This is a genomic window from Pseudomonas sp. OE 28.3, assembly GCF_014268205.2.
Taxonomy (GTDB): domain Bacteria; phylum Pseudomonadota; class Gammaproteobacteria; order Pseudomonadales; family Pseudomonadaceae; genus Aquipseudomonas; species Aquipseudomonas edaphica.
In genome coordinates this window covers 5,383,135-5,402,329 of sequence record NZ_CP077082.1, presented here as the reverse complement: position 1 = coordinate 5,402,329, position 19,195 = coordinate 5,383,135, and the positions used below count along the sequence as shown (strand labels likewise).

15 protein-coding genes and 1 tRNA gene are annotated in these 19,195 nt (G+C 59.6%); 10 read left to right on the top strand and 6 right to left on the bottom strand.

All coding sequences use genetic code 11. The features are described 5' to 3' along the window. Position 1 precedes the first annotated feature (1 nt). From tolQ to HU759_RS24205, 9 genes are all read left to right on the top strand, one after another. Positions 2 to 697, top strand: coding sequence for a protein TolQ (gene tolQ / locus HU759_RS24245; protein ID WP_003209819.1), 696 nt, complete (start codon positions 2 to 4; stop codon positions 695 to 697). Between the two features lie 23 nt (positions 698 to 720). Further along, the gene (gene tolR, locus HU759_RS24240; RefSeq protein WP_161630238.1) at positions 721 to 1,173 is read left to right on the top strand and encodes a protein TolR; all 453 of its coding nucleotides are present in this window, start codon (positions 721 to 723) and stop codon (positions 1,171 to 1,173) included. Continuing rightward, positions 1,173 to 2,246 carry a cell envelope integrity protein TolA gene (tolA, locus tag HU759_RS24235; protein WP_017139816.1) on the top strand — a complete coding sequence of 358 codons (1,074 nt, stop codon included), beginning with the start codon at positions 1,173 to 1,175 and terminating at the stop codon, positions 2,244 to 2,246. The genes tolR and tolA overlap by 1 nt, the downstream gene beginning before the upstream one ends. Positions 2,247 to 2,263: 17 nt before the next feature. Next, a complete protein-coding gene (gene tolB / locus HU759_RS24230) occupies positions 2,264 to 3,544 on the top strand; it encodes a Tol-Pal system beta propeller repeat protein TolB (RefSeq protein ID WP_032865998.1) in 1,281 nt (426 codons plus the stop codon). A gap of 55 nt (positions 3,545 to 3,599) precedes the next feature. Beyond that, complete coding sequence (gene pal / locus HU759_RS24225) at positions 3,600 to 4,100, top strand: peptidoglycan-associated lipoprotein Pal (RefSeq protein ID WP_003193861.1); 501 nt, start codon at positions 3,600 to 3,602, stop codon at positions 4,098 to 4,100. A 6-nt stretch (positions 4,101 to 4,106) separates the two neighbouring features. Then, on the top strand, positions 4,107 to 4,940 hold the full coding sequence (gene ybgF, locus HU759_RS24220; RefSeq protein ID WP_017139818.1) for a tol-pal system protein YbgF: 834 nt from the start codon (positions 4,107 to 4,109) through the stop codon (positions 4,938 to 4,940). 164 nt (positions 4,941 to 5,104) lie between these two features. Beyond that, positions 5,105 to 5,752, top strand: a complete 648-nt coding sequence (queE, locus tag HU759_RS24215; protein WP_017139819.1) for a 7-carboxy-7-deazaguanine synthase QueE — start codon at positions 5,105 to 5,107, stop codon at positions 5,750 to 5,752. Position 5,753: 1 nt separating this feature from the next. Next, a complete protein-coding gene (queC, locus tag HU759_RS24210) occupies positions 5,754 to 6,431 on the top strand; it encodes a 7-cyano-7-deazaguanine synthase QueC (RefSeq protein WP_099549396.1) in 678 nt (225 codons plus the stop codon). A 63-nt stretch (positions 6,432 to 6,494) separates the two neighbouring features. Further along, positions 6,495 to 6,570 (top strand) — tRNA-Lys (locus HU759_RS24205). A 118-nt stretch (positions 6,571 to 6,688) separates the two neighbouring features. Here HU759_RS24205 and pstB read toward each other — a convergent pair. The 6 genes from pstB to HU759_RS24175 form a co-directional block, all read right to left on the bottom strand. Then, on the bottom strand, positions 6,689 to 7,468 hold the full coding sequence (pstB, locus tag HU759_RS24200; RefSeq protein ID WP_017139133.1) for a phosphate ABC transporter ATP-binding protein PstB: 780 nt from the start codon (positions 7,466 to 7,468) through the stop codon (positions 6,689 to 6,691). After that, positions 7,468 to 8,340, bottom strand: a complete 873-nt coding sequence (gene pstA, locus HU759_RS24195; protein ID WP_017139134.1) for a phosphate ABC transporter permease PstA — start codon at positions 8,338 to 8,340, stop codon at positions 7,468 to 7,470. The genes pstB and pstA overlap by 1 nt, the downstream gene beginning before the upstream one ends. Beyond that, positions 8,337 to 9,332, bottom strand: a complete 996-nt coding sequence (pstC, locus tag HU759_RS24190; RefSeq protein ID WP_017139135.1) for a phosphate ABC transporter permease subunit PstC — start codon at positions 9,330 to 9,332, stop codon at positions 8,337 to 8,339. Before pstC ends, pstA begins: the two co-directional genes overlap by 4 nt. A gap of 55 nt (positions 9,333 to 9,387) precedes the next feature. Continuing rightward, entirely contained in the window at positions 9,388 to 10,404 is a 1,017-nt protein-coding gene (gene pstS / locus HU759_RS24185; protein WP_017139136.1) for a phosphate ABC transporter substrate-binding protein PstS, read from the bottom strand. A 172-nt stretch (positions 10,405 to 10,576) separates the two neighbouring features. Continuing rightward, positions 10,577 to 15,496 (bottom strand): hemagglutinin repeat-containing protein, encoded by a 4,920-nt coding sequence (locus tag HU759_RS24180; RefSeq protein ID WP_170039893.1) that lies wholly within the window; start codon positions 15,494 to 15,496, stop codon positions 10,577 to 10,579. A 147-nt stretch (positions 15,497 to 15,643) separates the two neighbouring features. Next, complete coding sequence (locus HU759_RS24175) at positions 15,644 to 17,332, bottom strand: ShlB/FhaC/HecB family hemolysin secretion/activation protein (protein ID WP_186354765.1); 1,689 nt, start codon at positions 17,330 to 17,332, stop codon at positions 15,644 to 15,646. 568 nt (positions 17,333 to 17,900) lie between these two features. Between HU759_RS24175 and HU759_RS24170 the strand changes: the two genes are divergently transcribed. Next, the gene (locus tag HU759_RS24170; RefSeq protein ID WP_017139139.1) at positions 17,901 to 19,187 is read left to right on the top strand and encodes an outer membrane protein transport protein; all 1,287 of its coding nucleotides are present in this window, start codon (positions 17,901 to 17,903) and stop codon (positions 19,185 to 19,187) included. Positions 19,188 to 19,195: the final 8 nt, after the last annotated feature.

Below are 19,195 nucleotides of genomic sequence, written 5' to 3'. Positions count from 1 at the left end.
CGTGGAACCTACCGTCGTCGACCATTCCTCCATGTGGAGCCTGGTCAGCAATGCCAGTGTTGTGGTTCAACTGGTGATGCTGGTCCTGGTAGCCGCATCGGTTACCTCTTGGGTCATGATTTTTCAGCGCAGCAACCTGCTGCGTGCCGGTCGACGTGCCCTGGAGAGCTTCGAGGAGCGCTTCTGGTCGGGTATCGACCTGTCCAAGCTGTACCGTCAGGCCGGTAGCAACCCGGACCCGGATTCGGGCGTAGAGCAGATCTTCCGCGCCGGTTTCAAGGAATTCTCGCGCCTGCGCCAGCAACCGGGTGTTGACCCGGAAGCGGTCATGGAAGGCGTGGCCCGTGCCATGCGCGTTGCCATCTCCCGCGAAGAAGAAAAGCTTGAACAAAGCTTGCCGTTCCTCGCCACCGTCGGTTCCGTGAGCCCGTACATCGGCCTGTTCGGTACCGTGTGGGGCATCATGAACTCCTTCCGTGGCCTGGCCCAGGCGCAACAAGCGACCCTGGCCACCGTGGCCCCGGGTATCGCTGAGGCTTTGATCGCCACCGCGATCGGCCTGTTCGCCGCTATTCCCGCAGTAATTGCTTACAACCGTTTTGCCGCTCGTGGCGAAACCTTGATCAGCCGTTACTACACCTTCGCCGATGAATTCCAGGCGATCCTGCACCGTAAAGTGCACACCAGCGAAGAATAAGCAGGTAATTTCCAATGGCTTTAATCGCTCGAGCTCGCAAAAAGCGCAAGCCGGTCGCCGAGATGAACGTAGTGCCTTACATCGACGTGATGCTGGTGCTGCTGGTTATCTTCATGGTGACCGCGCCGATGCTCAATCAGGGCGTGAAGGTTGATCTGCCCAAGGTTTCCAGCGAAGCCTTGCCGCAAGACAACAACACCCAGGTCCTGACCATTTCGATCAAGGCTGACAAGACCTATTACTGGAACCTTGGCAGCGAAGTCGACACCCAGAAACAGCAGGACAAGGCCATGACCTTGCCGCAGATGACGGACGCCGTGACCAAGATCATCCGGTCCGGCAACGAAGGTGGCAAGCACACGCAAGTGTTCATTCGCGGCGACAAAGTGGTCGACTATGGTTCCGTCATGGGCGCCATGGGCGGGCTGCAGAAGGCCGGCGTGGGTAACGTTGGCTTGATTACCGAGGCGCCCTGATGCAGCAACAGCGAGAGCCGTCCGCCTCGGAAAGCTACTTCTGGCCTAGCGTCTGGGCAATTGCCCTGCACGTCCTGGTGTTTGGCATGCTGTTCGTCAGCTTTGCCATGACCCCGGACCTGCCGCCAGCCAAGCCGATCGTGCAGGCGACCCTGTATCAGCTGAAATCGAAAAGTCAGGCCACCACCCAGACCAATCAAAAGATTGCGGGTGAGGCCCAGAAGTCGGCTGCGCGCCAGACCGAAGTCGAGCAGATGGAACAGAAGAAGGTCGAGCAGGAAGCGGTGAAGGCTGCTGCGGAACAAAAGAAAGAAGAGGCGGCTCAAAAGGCCGAGGAATCGAAAAAGGCTGACGAAGCCAAGAAAGCTGACGAGGCCAAAAAGGCTGATGAAGCCAAAAAAGCCGATAAAGCTGCCGAAGCTAAAAAGGCTGAAGAGAAACAATTGGCTGATATAGCCAAGAAGAAGTCTGAAGAAGAAGCCAAAAAAGCTGCCGAAGAAGAGGCCAAGAAAAAGGCCGCTGAAGACGCCAAGAAGAAGATAGTCGAAGACGCGAAGAAGAAAGCCGCCGAAGACGCCAAGAAAAAAGCTGAAGCAGACGAGGCGAAGAAGAAAGTCGCCGACGACGCGAAGAAGAAAGCTGCCGCCGACGCCAGCAAGAAAAAGGCCCAGGAAGCAGCGCGTAAATCCGCCGAAGAGAAAAAGGCCCAGGCCTTGGCAGATTTGCTCTCCGACACGCCGCAGCGTCAGCAAGCCTTGGCCGATGAACGTGGCGATGAAGTCGCGGGCAGTTTCGACGACCTGATTCGGGCACGGGCAGCGGAAGGTTGGACACGTCCACCTTCGGCACGTAAAGGCATGACAGTAGTGCTGCAGATCGGCATGTTGCCGGACGGTACGGTGACTTCGGTCAGCGTGTCCAAGTCCAGTGGTGACGGTTCGTTCGACAGTTCGGCGGTTGCCGCGGTCAAGAACATTGGCCGGTTGACCGAGATGCAGGGAATGAAACCAAGCGACTTCGCTCCCTATCGTTCATTCAAGATGACATTCACACCTGAGGATCTAGCCTTGTGAGAAACCTTCTTCGAGGAATGCTTGTCGTTATTTGCTGTATGGCAGGGATAGCGGCGGCGGATGAAAAGAACATTCTGGTCACCAGCGGTAGCGATCGGGCCACCCCGATCGCGGTAGTGCCGTTCGGTTGGCAGGGCGGCAGCGTGCTGCCGGATGACATGGCCCAGATCGTCAGCGACGACCTGCGCAACTCCGGCTACTACGCGCCTATTCCAAAAGGCAACATGATCAGCCAGCCGACCCAGGCCAGCGAAGTCATTTTCCGTGACTGGAAAGCGGTAGGCGCCCAGTACCTGATGGTCGGCAGCATTACGCCGGCCGGCGGTCGCCTGCAAATCCAGTACACGTTGTTCAACGTGGCCACCGAGCAGCAGGTCTTGACCGGCAGCGTATCGGGCACCGCCGAACAACTGCGGGACATGGCGCACTACATCTCGGACCAGTCGTTTGAAAAACTCACCGGTATCAAGGGTGCGTTCTCGACACGTCTGCTTTATGTAACGGCTGAGCGTTTCTCCGTAGACAACACGCGTTACACCTTGCAGCGTTCGGACTACGACGGCGCCCGCGCCGTGACCTTGCTGCAGTCGCGTGAGCCAATCCTGTCGCCGCGCTTCGCGCCGGACGGCAAGCGTATTGCCTATGTGTCGTTCGAACAGCGCCGCCCGCGCATTTTCGTGCAGCACATCGATACGGGTCGTCGTGAGCAGATCACCAACTTTGAAGGCCTCAACGGTGCCCCTGCGTGGTCGCCGGATGGTTCGCGCCTGGCGTTCGTACTGTCCAAGGACGGCAACCCGGACATTTACGTGATGAACATGGCTTCGCGCCAGATCAGCCGTGTAACCAGTGGCCCGGGCATCAATACCGAACCTTTCTGGGGTAAGGATGGTTCGACCATCTACTTCACCTCCGACCGTGGCGGCAAGCCTCAAATCTACAAAACAAGCGTAGGTGGCGGTGGCGCGGAACGCGTGACCTTTATTGGTAACTACAATGCCAACCCTAAGCTTTCGGCCGATGAAAAGACGTTGGTGATGATTCACCGTCAGGATGGTTTCACTAATTTCCGGGTTGCGGCCCAGGATTTGCAGCGTGGAACGGTAAAAATCCTCACAGATACCAACCTTGATGAGTCAGCCACTGTTGCGCCCAACGGCACCATGGTAATCTACGCCACCCGCCAGCAGGGCCGGGGAGTCTTGATGCTCGTGTCCATTAATGGACGCGTAAGGCTCCCGCTTCCTACCGCACAAGGCGAAGTCAGAGAACCATCCTGGTCCCCTTACCTGAACTGACGCGGCGCTACAAAAAGAATTGCTTAACACACTGGGGTTCATTAGGAGTTTCACGATGGAAATGCTGAAGTTTGGTAAGTTTGCTGCTCTGGCTCTGGCTCTGTCCGTAGCCGTTGGTTGCTCGTCTAAAGGCGGCGACAATGCCGGTGAAGGCGCAGCTGTTGATCCAAACGCTGGTTACGGCGCTAACACTGGTGCAGTTGACGGCTCCCTGAGCGAAGAAGCTGCTCTGCGCGCTATCACCACTTTCTACTTCGAATACGACAGTTCTGACCTGAAGCCAGAAGCCATGCGCGCTCTGGACGTTCACGCGAAGGACCTGAAAGCTAACGGCGCTCGCGTTGTTCTGGAAGGTAACACTGACGCCCGTGGTACTCGTGAGTACAACATGGCACTGGGCGAGCGTCGTGCGAAAGCCGTTCAACGCTACCTGGTACTGCAAGGTGTTGCTCCAGGCCAACTGGAACTGGTTTCCTACGGTAAAGAGCGTCCAGTTGCAACTGGCAACGACGAACAGTCGTGGGCTCAAAACCGTCGCGTCGAACTGCGTAAGTAATTCGTCATGCGAACGTGCCGTCGTGCTCTAACTGTATTGGCTCTCAGCCTCGCACCGCTTGCGGTGTGGGCTGCGGTTCCTGTGGAAGATAGCAACTCTGGCTATAACAATAGCGGGAGCAGTTATCCGCCAGCGGGTTATGGCACGAACGGCGCCTATGCTGGGGGACCGGCAACTGCCGCTCCCTCGGCACAGGGCGAACTGTTCAACCAGCTGCAACGTATGCAGGATCAATTGTCGCAGCAACAAGGCACCATTGAGATCTTGCAGAACCAAGTGAACCAGCTGAAGCAAGAAGGCCTGGAGCGTTACCAGGATCTTGATCGACGCATTGGAGCCGGCGTAACACCTGCCGCAACTCCTGATAATTCTTCTGCCGGTGGCGCGCCAAGCGCTGCCGCCGGTGGTGCAGCAGCAGGCGCAGCGGCTAGCCAAGCGCCTGCTGCCAGCAGCGAACCGGGTGATCCGGCCAAGGAAAAGCTGTATTACGACGCAGCTTTTGACCTGATCAAAGCCAAGGATTTCGATAAGGCCAGCCAGGCCTTTACCGCATTCCTGCGCAAATACCCTAACAGCCAATACGCGGGCAATGCCCAGTACTGGCTGGGTGAGGTGAACCTGGCAAAGGGTGATTTGCAAGCGGCAGGCCAGGCATTTGCCAAGGTCAGCCAGCTGTACCCAAAGCATGCCAAGGTGCCTGACTCGCTGTATAAACTGGCTGATGTAGAACGCCGCCTGGGTCACACCGACAAGGTCAAAGGCATTTTGCAACAGGTGGTTGCCCAATATCCGGGTACCTCCGCAGCCCAGTTGGCCCAGCGGGATCTGCAGCGCTTGTAAGCGATGCAACCCGTTTAGAAGAAACCCGCGCCTGGCGCGGGTTTTTTCGTTAGAATCCACGCCCTTTTATGAAACACGCTTTTTGGGGCCTACGCGTTGGCGGGGTTCCTTGAAGTGCCTGACGGAGGCGGACAGCCTGTTTAGCTGTTACGCCCGTGGCGACTATGCAAGACACATTACGTATTACCGAAGTTTTTTACTCGTTACAGGGTGAAACGCGTACCGCTGGCCTGCCTACCGTATTTGTACGGTTGACCGGCTGCCCGTTGCGTTGCCAATACTGTGACAGCGCCTACGCCTTCAGCGGTGGCACCGTGCGCACCCTCGACGACATCATCGAGCAGGTTGCCGGCTTCAAGCCGCGCTACGTCTGTGTGACAGGTGGTGAGCCCCTGGCCCAGCCGAATGCCATCCCGTTGCTCAAGCGGCTGTGTGACGCTGGCTATGAGGTTTCACTGGAAACCAGCGGCGCCCTGGATATCTCCGCGGTTGACGCGCGCGTGAGCCGGGTGGTCGACCTCAAGACCCCGGGCTCCAAGGAAGCGCACCGCAACCTCTACGACAACATGGATTTGCTGACGGCCAACGATCAGGTCAAGTTCGTGATTTGTTCGCGGGATGACTATGACTGGGCGGCCTCCAAGCTGATCCAGTACAACCTCGACCGCCGTGCCGGCGAGGTGTTGTTCTCGCCGAGCCACCATGACCTCAACGCCCGCGACCTGGCCGATTGGGTCGTGGCGGACAACCTGCCGGTGCGCCTGCAATTGCAGTTGCACAAATACCTGTGGAACGACGAGCCGGGGCGCTGACATGACCGAGCAAAAGCGCGCGGTCATCCTGCTCTCTGGCGGTCTGGATTCCGCCACGCTGGTGGCCATGGTCCGCGCCCAAGGCTACAGCTGCTACACCCTGAGTTTCGACTACGGCCAACGCCACCGCGCCGAGCTGCACGCCGCCGAGCGTGTTGCCCGTGAGCTGGGCGTGGTCGAGCACAAGGTGATCGGCCTCAACCTCAACGGCATCGGCGGCTCGGCCCTGACGGACAGCAGCATCAATGTGCCTGAAGCGCCCAGCGAAGGCATTCCGTTGACCTACGTGCCGGCGCGCAACACCGTATTCCTGTCCCTCGCGCTTGGCTGGGCCGAAGTATTGAAAGCCCGCGACATCTTCATTGGCGTTAATGCCCTCGACTACAACGGCTACCCGGACTGCCGTCCGGAATACGTCGAGGCATTCGAACGCATGGCCAACCTGGCGACCAAGGCCGGAGTGGAAGGGCAGGGATTCCGCATTCAGGCGCCGCTGCAGAACATGAGCAAGGCAGACATCGTGAAGGCTGGCGTAGGACTGGGCGTCGATTACGCGCTGACAGTTTCCTGCTACCAGGCAGACGATTCCGGTCGTGCCTGTGGGAAATGTGACGCTTGCAGACTGCGAGCAGAAGGCTTCAAAAACGCCGCAATTGCGGACCCAACGCGTTATTTCTGATTTATTTAAAATAAGGTGTTGAATAATCCTTAGAAATCAGTATTATACGCGCCACCACACAGCGGGTCGTTAGCTCAGTTGGTAGAGCAGTTGGCTTTTAACCAATTGGTCGTAGGTTCGAATCCCACACGACCCACCATTTTTGGCGGTTTAGAAAATCCGGAAGGCCCACGCAAGTGAGGATTTCCGGGTTTTTTTTTGCCTGCAATTTGGCGCTGGTAAAAAACCGCCTCCAAGAGACGGCTCGTTGCCCGGCCTTAGCCAAACCGCCCCGTAATATAGTCCTCCGTCTGCTTCATCTTCGGCGTGGTAAAGATCTGATCGGTCTTGCCATGCTCAATCAATTCCCCCATGAACATAAACGCGGTGCTGTCCGACACCCGCGCGGCCTGCTGCATGTTGTGGGTCACGATGATCACCGTGTACTGCGCCTTCAATTCCGTAATCAACTGTTCGATACGTCCGGTGGAAATCGGGTCGAGGGCGGAGGTTGGTTCGTCCAGTAGCAGCACCTGCGGGCGCAGCGCGATGGTGCGGGCGATGCACAGCCGTTGTTGCTGGCCGCCGGAGAGGCTCTGGGCGCTCTGGTTGAGTTTGTCTTTGACTTCATCCCACAGCGCACCGCCGCGCAGGGCCTGTTCGACGCGGTCGTTCATTTCGCGGCGCGAGAGTTTTTCGTGGTGACGCACCGCGTAGGCGATGTTGTCGTAGATCGACATCGGAAACGGCACCGGCTTCTGGAACACCATGCCTACGTGGCTGCGCAGGCGGTTCATCGAGTAGCCGGGGGCGAGGATGTTTTCGCCGTTGAGCAGCACTTCGCCGCGCGCTTCCTGCTTGGGGTACATCGAGTAGATGCGGTTGAACACCCGCAGCATGGTGGATTTGCCGCAGCCCGAAGGCCCGATGATGGCGGTAATGCGCTTTTCCGGAATATCCATGTTGATGGATTTGAGCGAGCGTTGGTTGTTGTAGAAGAACTCCAACCCACGCACCTGGATTTTGGTTTTGTCGGGAGCAATGCCGGTGGCGTCCATCAGTGAGACCTATTGCGTAAAAGAATCAGGCGGGATGCCAGGCTGAGTACCAGCACGAACAACGTCAGGACCAATGCGCCGGCCCAGGCGAGTGCATGCCAGTCGTCGAACGGGCTCATGGCGTACTGAAAAATAACCACGGGTACGCTGGCGATCGGCTTGAGCAGGTTGCTGCTCCAGAACTGATTGCCAAAGGCGGTGAACAGCAGTGGCGCGGTTTCCCCGGTGATGCGCGCCAGGGCAAGCAGGATGCCGGTGACTACGCCGGCCTTGGCCGCCCGCAGCACGATTTGCAGCGTCAGCTTCCACTGCGGTACACCGAGTGCCAGGGCCGCCTCGCGCATGGTGGAGGGTTGCAACTGGAGCATTTCATCGGTGGTGCGCACCACCACCGGAATCACCAGCAGCGCCAGCGCCAGCGCACCGGCGATGGCAGAGAAGCCGACCTGATGATTGGTCAGCAGGTTCAGCGGCAGGATAACCCCGGTGTAGATGAATAAACCCAGCACAATCGAGGGGGCGGACAGCAGGATGTCATTGATGAAACGCACCGTAGTCCCCAGGCGCGAGTGGCGTGCGAACTCTGCCAGCCAGATGCCGGCCATCAGCCCGATGGGCGTACCGATCAGCAACGCGATACCCGACATCAACGCGCTGCCATAAAACGCATTGGCCAGGCCGCCCTCGGTGCCGGGCGGTGGGGTCATCTGGGTAAACAGGCGCAGGTTCAGGGCCTGGAAGCCGTTGATAATGGTGGTCAGCAGAATCCACGTCAGCCACAGCAAGCCAAAGGCGGTGGCGCCGCAACTGAGGAACATGGCCACGCCATTTTTAAATGCGCGTTTGCGATACAGGCGTTCGTTGGCGTTCATAACCCTTCCTTGCGCGACAGGCGCATCAGCAGCAGTCGCGCGAGCGCGAGCACGACGAAGGTCACGATAAACAGCAGGAAACCCAAGGCAATCAGCGCAGAGCGATGCAGGTCGGTGTAGGCCTCGCTGAATTCGTTGGCGATGACCGAGGCGATGGAACTGCTGGGCATCAGCAACGAGGCGGAAAACTGTTGTGCGTTACCCAATACGAAGGTCACCGCCATGGTCTCGCCAAGGGCGCGGCCCAGGCCGAGGAAGATACCGCCGACCACCGCCGAGCGGGTGTAAGGCAGAACAATGTCCCACACCACTTCCCACGTCGTGCTGCCCAAGGCGTAGGCGGATTCTTTCAACTGCGTGGGCACGCTGCGAAACACCTCATGCATCACCGAGGTGATAAACGGCATGATCATCACCGCCAGCACAATGCCGGCGGTGAGCATGCCGATTCCCAGTGGCGGCCCCTGGAACAGCGAGCCAACAAAGGGCAGGGCGCCCAGGTAGTCATTGATCAACGGCGACAGGTGTTCGGCCATGAAAGGCCCGAACACAAACAAACCCCACATGCCATAGATGATCGACGGGATACCGGCCAGCAGCTCAATCGCCGAGGCCACCGGCATTTTCAGCCAGGGCGGTGCAACTTCAGTCAGAAAAATCGCGATGCCGAAACTCACCGGAACGGCAATCAGCAAGGCGAGAAAGGAGGTGACCAAGGTGCCGTAAATCGGCACCACGGCACCAAAGTGGTTATTGACGGCATCCCACTCGGTGCTGGTGATGAAACCGAAACCAAACGTCTTGAACGCCAGCCCGCCGCCCCACAGGGTCGAGGCGGCAATGGCGCCCAGCAGCGCCAGTACCAGCATGGCGGCACCGAACATCGAGCGTTTGAACCACAGGTCGTGGCGTTGATCGCGGGCGGCGCGGCGGTCGCCCCCGGTGTCGCTCGCGTGAGTAGTCATAACCAGGGTGTGGACCGTGTCGTTCATATCAGAGGTGCTCAGCGCCTTCCTCAGTTATCGAGGAAGGCGGTCGTAGGGCGAATCAGTGGGCGAAGTCAGACTTCCAGTAATCTTCGATTCGCGACACCAGGGAGCCCGGCAATGCGACGTAGTCCAGGGCCGCAGCCTGTTCCTGGCCTTTTTCCAGCGACCACTTGAAGAAGTTGAACGCCGCCTGGCTTTGCTCGGCATTCTTGGGCTGCTTGTACATGATGATCCAGGTGGTGGCCGTGATCGGCCATGCGCCTTCACCTGGGGCGTTGGTCATGATCAGGTTGAAGTCTTTGGCACTGGCCCAGTCGGCGGTGTCGGCGGCGGCCTGGAACGCCTTGGCGTTAGGCTCGACGAACTTGCCGGACGCGTTCTTCAGTGAGGCAAAGGTCATTTTGTTCTGCAGGGCGTAGGCGTATTCCACAAAGCCGATCGAGTTCTTGATCTGCTTCACGTAGGCCGAAACGCCTTCGTTGCCCTTGCCGCCCACACCGACCGGCCACGGTACGGTGGTGCCGAAACCAATCTTGGTTTTCCAGCTGTCGCTGACTTTGGCCAGGTAGTTGGTGAAGTTATACGAGGTGCCGGAGCCGTCCGAACGGTGCACCACGGTGATGTTTGCGCTTGGCAACTTCACACCAGGGTTGAGCGCGGCGATGGCAGGGTCGTTCCAGGCCTTGATGTCACCGAGGAAGATCTTTGCCAGGGTGTCGCCGTCGAGTTTCAGCTGGCCTGCGGCCACGCCTTCGACGTTCATCACCGGCACGATGCCGCCGATCACGCTGGGAAACTGACCCAGGCCGCCGGCTTTGAGATCGTCGGCCGACAGTGGTGCGTCAGAGGCGCCGAAGTCAACGGTGGCTGCCTTGATCTGGGCGATGCCGCCGCCGGAGCCGATCGACTGATAGTTGATGCGGTTGCTGGAGTTCTTGCTGTAGTCCTGCGACCACTTGGACAGCACCGGGTAGACGAAGCTGGAGCCGGCACCGGTAACGTCGGTGGCGTGGGCCATGCCGCTCAGGCACAGGGCGCTCAACAATACAGACAGACTTTTTTTAGTCGGCAACATCACGACAACACCTCAAGGTAAGGGGTAAGTGGGTAGGCCCACCTGTCTAAGACGTGACGATTTAATTCCTGATATGTTGCTGTTTAATGACGGTTTGGCTTTATGAAGAAACATTTAGAAATGTTTGCCTGGGTGGCAGCGAGCATGGCTGCTGTCACCCAGGCGATGCTACTTAGCTGCCTTTCTGGTCAATCCCCGCCTGTAATTCCTGCTGGTCACTGTGCCCGCCGACCCGCAGCGGCCCAAGGTTGAAAGCCTGATCCTTGCGTGTGGCGTCGTCCTGTTTCTGGGTCAGTTCGTCCTTGGCGCCCAGCGCCAGGTTGACCGGCGATTTCGACAGGTTCAGCCCGACATCGGCGCGATAGTCGCTGCCTGCCAACGTCGTCGCCGTCACTTTGGAACCGCCCAACTCAACCTTGCCGCTTTCGGCGCTGATCCGCGCGCCAGTCAGCCGTGTGTCGCCAGCCACTTCAAGGTTTACGCCCTGAGCACCGCGAATGCCCGAGGCCTGATTAACGCTGTCTTTCACCACGTGGCTGACGTCCAGGTTCAGCGTCGGCGTGTAGCTGGTGTTGCCGCTCTTGTCACCGAACAGTACGTTTTGCGCGGTATCGGCCACCTTGCTGCCGGCGGTGTCCTTGCCGCTGACGGTGTAGCTGTCGCTGGTTTTTGGCCAGACTTTGTCCTTGAAGCTGGACAGGCGCGTGCCCAGTGCATCTTTCTTGTCCGCGAGGTAGGTCTTGGCCTGGTCCACGCGGGTGCCAAAGGCGCCACGGGGTTCAGGATTCACCTCGTAGCTGCCACTGCGGCTGAGCTTTTCGCCCAGGCGCTCCTTGGCGTTGATCACGCTGTCCTTGGCCGAAGCGAGGTGCTCGGTGCCTTTGTCGACGGCGTTTTCCAACTTCTCCCGATGCTTGTCGAACGCGCCCTCGGCCTTGGCTTGCACCTTGTCCTTGAGCGGGCCGGTGGTCTTGGCGAGCTTGTTGACCACGCCGGGTTGGTTTTTTTCGACATCAAGCTTGGCGTCGACGTTGACCTTAGTGCTGCTGACGTGATCTTTGCGGCTCTCGACCACAAGATCCCCGCCGACGTTGCCGCTGACCTGATCCGCCTCTATCCGCGCACCCGCCAGATGGGTATCACCGGCACTGTTGATGGCTACGCTATCGGCCTTGATCAGGCTGTCGTGCTGGGTGGTGCCTTGCACGTGGTCCACATCGACCTTGGCGCGGGCATTGATGCCCAGCTGGGTCTTGGGTGTGTCGTGTTCACCGGCGTCGACCCGTGTTGTTTTACCGCCGCTGCCACCCGCGCCGAGGGTCACGCCCCAGCTGTTGTGAGCCTGGGTGGATTGCGCCGACTCTTGCAGGATGCCGCCGTTTTGCGCATCGAGGGTGACCGTTTTGGCGGCAATCTGCGTACCTTGCAGATGGAGATCATCGGCGCTGGAGAGGCTCACGTTGCCCTTGCTGTGCAACTGCCCGACAACCACGCCCTGATCGTTTTCCGCCACCTTGCCGATATTGAAGTTGGCACTCAGGCTGCCAGTCTTGGCGCTGCTGTCGGCGCCACTGGTTTTTCCGGCACCGACGCTCAGGCCGCCGCCGAGGTTGCTGCCATTGCTGACATGCGTATTGGTGGCCGCTTGCAGGTCCAGCTTGCCGCCGGCATTCAGGCTGATATCACCGTTGCTGGCGATCTGCGTGCCTTGCAGGGTCATGTCGGCGCCGCTGCTGAGCTTGATCGGCCCGCTGCCTTGAAGCGTCGCCACTCGCGCCTGGCTGTCTTGGGTGGCCAGCTGCTTGTTATCCAGTTGCACACCAGCACCGAGGTTGACGTTGGTACCGTTGGTGCCCGGTGCGGTGCCCACGGTCAATGAACCATTACCGCGCAGGCTGTTGCTGGTTGTGCTTTGCGTGTCGCTGGCCTGATCAAGCGCCAACTCGCCACCGGCCTTGAGGTTGACACCCGCCTGGCCACCGTTGAACTGGCTACCCGCGTAATGCGCATCGCCCTTGGCCGTGATGTTCACGCCCTGAGTGCCCGCGTAGCTGCCGACCACCGCCGTGCTGCTGGCTTCGCGCACATCGCTGCTGCCGCCTGCGCCGCTGCCGCGCACGTTCACGTCTTCACCGGTGGTGGTGTAGACCCGCACGCCTGCCTTGGCGTCCACGCTTTGTTCGCTGCTGCTGTGGGTGTTGGCTGCGGCGCTGGCGATATGCTCGCCGGCATCGATCTTCAGCCCGCCATCGGTGGCGCGGTACTGAGTGCCTTCATCCTGCAACTTACCGGCGACATCCACCTGCACCGTGGCGCCACTGAACTGGCTGACCACCGCCGTGCTGTCCTGCTGGGTGCGGGTCTTGTTGGTGTGACCGACTTCCACGTCCAGCCCGACATTCGGCTGCTCGAAAGCATCGAGCAAACCGGGTTGATGGAATTTGGCCTGGGCCACACCTTCGACGGCTTTTTCGATGGGTCGGGTGATGCCTTTGTATTCAACATTGACGCCGACATCGGCGCTCCAACCGTTTTCCTTGTGGGTACTGGTCTGGCTGTTGTGCGCCGCCTGGTTATCGACGGTGCCGGCGTTGACCTGCAATTCGGAGCCTGCTTTGACCTGCGCGCCCTGGCTGGTGAGGGTGTTGCCGGCGTTGATGGTCAACTTGCCAGCCGCTGCCACGTTGCTGGTTTGCGCGGTGGTGTTGCTGCTGTTGTCGTGGCTGCTTTGATGGCTGAACTGTGCGCCGTTGCCAGCCTTGTCCAGACCGCCGGTGTAGTACACGCCACCGCCGGTGGTGGTTTTGTCGGTGGTGTTGCGCGTGCTGTTATCGGTCGCCAGCAACTCGACGTTTTTGCCGCTCAAAATTGCATCGCCCTGGGTGGCTTGGACGCCGGAACCCTTGATGCTCACATTGCCATCGGCGGTGACCGCCACGCTGGCGCCGCTGAGGCTGGAAGCTTGTTGTTTTGTGGTGTCGGTCTTGCTGGTTTGCTGCTGGTCCTCAAAGCTCACGCCAGCGCGGTACTGGCGGGTGCCTTCGGCGTTTTCCTTGGCGTAGCCATCGAAACCACGGGTGTGAGTGGTGGTGGTGTCGTGTGTGGTGTTGTCAGCCGAAGCGATCTTGATATCGCCCTTGGCGTCCGCCTGTAATTTACCGGCGGCCGACACCTGAGAGCCACTGACTTGAATGTCCTTGGCGCTTTGCAGCTTGAGGTTGCTGTCCGAGCGCAGGTTGCTGGCCACGACAGTGCTGTCCTTGAGTTGCTTGCGGCTTTCATCCTTGGAAATGCCGAAGAACTTGCTGTCGTTGCTGTAGCTATTGTCGTGGGAGGTGTCTTTTACGCCGTCGATCACCAGCGAGCCTTTGTCGCTGATCACGCTGGCCTGCTTGCCGCCACGCGCCTGGCTGCCGCTGATGCGCACGTCGTCGGCCTTGACGAGCAGTTTGCCGTCGGCGTTGACCTTGCTGCCGGTGTTCAAGGTTTTGCCCTTGTCGCCGTCGCCGCTCTTGCCAAAGAAGCTGCCGCCGGTCAGGTCGCCGGAGTAAGCGTTGTCGCGGCTTACCTGGGTGCGGCTGGCGCTGCTGATCTCCACTTGGCGGCCGGCCAATTGAATATCGCCGGGTGTTTTCAGTTCGGCGCCTTGCAATTGCAGTTTCTGCTGGCTGGTCAGCTCCAGCGTTTTGCCGGCCTTGAGGCTGCTGGTGACGCTGCGTTGCTCGCTGGAAGATTTATCCCAGTTGGCTTTCCACAGATGTTTGCGATGGTTGCCCTGATCCCGGGTTTCATGGGTTTCAGTCGCGGCGTTCACCAGCAGGTCGGCGCCGCTGTTGACACGTAAGGCATTGCCCGCTTCGACTTGGCTGGCCTTGATCTCGGCCTTGGCGCCGGAAGACAGCGTTGCATCCTGCTGCGCTACGACCTTGTTACCGTGCTGGCGCGAGTCTTTATCAGTGGTGGTGCGGTCGTAGGTTTCGTAGGTGAACAGGAAGTTGCTGTTGTCCCACTGTTCACGTTTTTCCTGGAGTTTGCGGCTTTCCAGGCTACTGAGGGTCAGGTTGCGACCGGCGTCGAGCTTGACGTTGCGCCCACTGACGTCGGTGGCGGCCAGGTTCAAATCCTTGGCGCTGTGCAAGTCCACATCGCCATGCTGGCTTCGCACACCGGCACGGGTGGCGTCCAGGCTGTTGGCGTGGACCTGGCCGCCGATGTCGAGGTCGCCGGCCGAGCTGACGTTGACCCCGTCACGACCTTCTACCTGCACCGCGCCTACGCGCACGCCAGCACCTTCGGCCGTGCTGATGATGTTGATGCGTCCGGCCTGCATCGCCCCAAACAGGCTGGCGTCGATGCGCTGGTCCTGGGTCTTGCTGGCCGGGTCGACCTGGCGCACTTGGCCACTGGCGAAGTCGACCTGGTTGCGGCCTGCGGTGAGGTTCAGTTGATCGCGGGCACTCAAGCGCCCGTCGCTGTCGATGCGCGGCGCGATCAGGTTGATCGAGCCCGCGCGGTTTTGCAGGCCTTGGCCGTGCACCGTCAGTTGGCCGCTTGCGTCGCGGGTGTTCAAGGCTTGCAGCTTGCCGTCATTGAGTTCGGGGCGGCCCACCACCAGGTTGGCGTTCGGGGTGTTGATGAAGCTCCCGCCATTCACCGAAATACCGTTGGGGTTGGCCAACACATAATCGGCCGCCTTACCGAAAATCTCTTGGGCGCCGTTTAAGGTCGAGGCGTTGCGGCTGATCACTTCGTTGAGGATCACGCTCGCCGCCTGGCCCTGGAACTGCGGGTTCGCCGCCAGTTGCCCGGCGAGTTGCGACTGGCCGGCCTGCAGGGCGTTGTTCAGCACCACGCCTTGACGGTCGACGTTGTAGTCCAGGAACTGGTTATGGGACAGGCCGCCGGCATTCGGTGCGACGATATTGACGATGGGCACGCCCTGCTGGTTTTGCAGTTGCGGTATCCCGCCAGGCCCTTCGACCACGGTGATGCCGGCGGCCAGTACCAGTTGCGGCAGCAGGAACAGGCTGGCGATGGCCCAGCGCAGTTTGCCCTGGGGTGAAAGGTGAAACGTGTGGGTGTCAGTCGGCATAAGTAAGTTCGCTCTATGTTGGCTGAGCCGCCTCGTGCGTTGTTCGTTGCAACGCTACTGGGGTGGTCAGGTACGGCGGTTGTTTCAGGCTAATCGGGTGTTGGTTTAAATCTGCACGCTCATATCTGCACGCTCATATCTGCACACTCATATCTGCAAGCTAAGGCGCGTCAGCCAGACCTCCGGCTCCTGGCCAAAGCCTGTTGGCGTGTGCAAATTGCGTTGGTAATCGACGTCGAGCTGCACGTTCTTCCAGCTCAGGTTGAGCCCGGCACTCGCGCCGCTCAGGCGTTGGCCCGGGGCGCCGTGTTCGCGCTTGACCCAACCGTTGTCCAGGCCCAGGCGCGGGGTGATTTTTACCGGAAGGTCGCTGTTGAGCGGCAGGCGCAAGGTGTTGCGCCACACCGCACCGATGGCGCCCGAGGCACTGTTTTCGCGGTAGCCACGCACAGCCGAATCGTCGGTGCCCAGCAGTTGCTCAATGGCAGGCAAACGGTCCGGGCTGTATTGCGCAGACAGCTGGCTCTGCCACTGCCAGGGTTGCGTGCGCCATTGGCCGTTGCGCCATTGAGTGAGGTTGGCGCGGTATTTGTGAAACTGCGCCTGGGGCAGGTTTTTCTGCACTTGGTCAGCGTCGCGATCAGCGCCGAACCAGGTCAGGCCCTGGGCGTAATTGACGTCCAGGTTCCACACCGCGCTGTTGAGCCAGAACAGGTTCAAACCGGCCTCGGCCACGCTCAGCGTTGGGCTCTGGATGCCCAAGCGGACCTTTTGCAGGTAGCTGTCGACGTCCTTGTAGGCCAGTTGCAGGTTGGCGCTGAGTTGATGGCCCTGGTCGCGCCACAACACGCGGTCGGTGCGCAGGCTGATCTGATCGGTACGGCCGCTGTTGTACAGCGTGGTGTTGCTGACCTTGAGCGGTGAGCGGTATTCGGCATGGCTGGCGAACAGGCTGTAGGTCCAGTAGCCGTAGGGGATCGAATAAAACAGGCTGTTGCTGCGGCTGTAACGCGGGCCGTGGTTGAGCGTGTCGCTGAAGCTCAGGTTGAGTGAATCGTTGAGCTGCAGCGGGCTGTCCAGGCTCAGGCTGATGGCGTTGCGATCACGCCCGGTGCCGGCGCTGCCAAGGTTATCCACTCCCAGGCCCAACCCCCAACGTGAGGCGCTACTGCGCGAACGCAGGATGATGCGCGAGGCACCAGGTTCACGGCCAGGGGCGATATCCGCGGTGAGGTCCACCGAGCGCAGGCGGTTGAGCTGGTCCAGGCCTTGCTCCAGGTCGCGCAGGTTCAGTGGCTTGCCGAGCAGCCCGGGGAAGGCGCCGGCCAGGGACACGGGCAAGCTTTGGTCGGCCAGTTCGATGGCTTCCAGGTAGCCTTCTTCGACATGGATATCCAGCGGTTGCCCGGCAGCCGGGGTGCTGATCAGGTACGGGCGGCTGGCGATATAACCGGCCTCGACGTACAGGCGAGTGATCTCGGCCAGCAGGCGGTTGATCTGGGTGACGCCCATGCACGGGGCGACATAGGGCTCGATGTGTTTATTCATCTCGGCCCTGCTGAACAGCGTGACACCGGCCAGGCGTGTGCCGCTCAGCGGCCAGCAGCGTTCATCTTTGACATTGTCTGCTGGCACAGTGGGGGCGGCCGTCGGTGTGCCGAAGCTGCCTTTCTGGAGCTGGCGCTGGCGTTGCTCCAGCTGTAATTGCTGCAGGTCGCGCTGCTGTTGTTGCTGCAAACGCAGGGCTTCCTGGCCTGGCTGCGGGCCGTCGGCGGCGGACGCGGGCAGCGCGCACACGCAGAGCAGGGCGATACCCAATGGGTGGAGATGGCACAAGCGTTTGAGTGAGGGCAGGTTCGGCACTCGACATCCTTAACGTAGAAATACACACGATTCATGCCCCGGAGCCAAACCGTGAGCTCGGGGGGCTTGCCGCTCTTGAGTCATGATTAAACGGATTGTTACATCGTCTGTAGGATTTATTACATAAAACGTGAGGAATGCCGCGTTATTCAGCAAATAAATGCACAAAATCAGTGCAAATTGACTGGTGGGGGCTATCAGGTCCCTGAATTTACGGGGTGGGTATGTGGATCAGGCGATGTGGGAGGGTTTTGATTGTTGCAGCAAGATGACTTAATCGGCGTGTTTATAGAGATGCACGCATCCCATGTCGTCAACGTGGCTATCGAGGGGTATTTGCGTTCAAATTGACAGCTTTACGACGATGAAACCAGGCAGTCACGATCCGGTTAAAAAGTCATAAAAAGACACGGAAAATCAGGCGAAGTCTTTGAAAATCCTGAGATTGTCCGACAATCAAAAGCATGAAAAACTCTTCATAAACGCCCCGCTCGAACGTTGGTAGTTTCCCCAGCGCTGCCCAATAATTCGAGTCCTAATAATGAATAACAAAACTCTTAAAAGCGCCTTGGCGCTCTCCATTTCGCTCGCCTCCACACACCTGTTCGCCGGTGGTTTTGCCCTCAATGAGCAAAGTGTCAGCTCAATGGGTACAGGCTACGCCGGGCGTTCTTCCTCGGCGGATGACGCCAGCACGGTGTTCGGTAACCCGGCCGGCATGTCGCGCATCAAGCACAATGAAGTCAGCATCGGCGCCACCTACCTCGATGCCAAATCCAACATCAAGGACGCCAGTTCCTCTCAAGGCGGTGTCGACAATCCTGGCACCAACAAAGGCGATATGGTCCCCGGCATTGCCGTGCCGATGGGTTACCTGGTGACGCCGATCGATGAACACTGGGCCTTTGGCCTGGGGGTCTACGCGCCGTTCGGTCTGGTGACCGACTATGAACACGGGTTCCAGGGCAATGGCTTTGGTAACAAAAGCAAGATTCAGGTCATCACCGTGCAGCCGACGGTCAGCTATGCGTTCAACGACAAGGTCTCGGTAGGTTTCGGCCCGACCTTCAACAAAATCAGCGGCGAGCTGGACTCCAAAGTCCCGGCGTTTGGCTTGGGCACCGAGACGGCCAAGATCAAGGGTGACGACACCGCGATGGGCTTCAACGCCGGTATCCTGGTGCAGGCTCTGGACAGCACCCGCGTCGGCGTCACCTACCACTCGCAAGTGGTCTATCACCTGAGCGGCCATACCAACGCCTCCGGCGTGCTCTCCGATGTGCTGGACGGCGGGGCGCAAAAGTATGACGCCAAGCTGAATGTCACCACGCCGTCGTCCGTGGACTTCTCGGTCACGCACCAACTGACCGACGCCTTGACCCTCTACGTGGGTAGCACCTACACGCGCTGGAGCCAGTTGAAGAAGATCACGGTCAACAACGCCGGCGTGTCGGACATTACCGCTGAGCTGGCCGGCCTGGGCTCCATCACCGAAGAGCAGCATTGGCACGACACCTGGTCCCACGCGATAGGCCTGTCGTACCAGCTCAACAAGCAGTTGGTGCTGCGTACCGGCTTCTCGGTGGACCAGACGCCAACCAACAACACCGACCGTTCGGTGCGTATTCCGACGGGCGACCGCACCGTCTTCAGCCTCGGTGCCGGCTGGACGCCTGTGGATAACCTGACCTTTGACGTGGCCTATTCCTACCTCAAGGAAGAGCCGATCAAGGTGCGCGACAACAACCCACAGCTGGCGCTCACCTACGACGCCAAATATGAAAACAGCGCCAATGGGTTCGGTGGTTCGGTCACTTATCGCTTCTGACCTGGGCA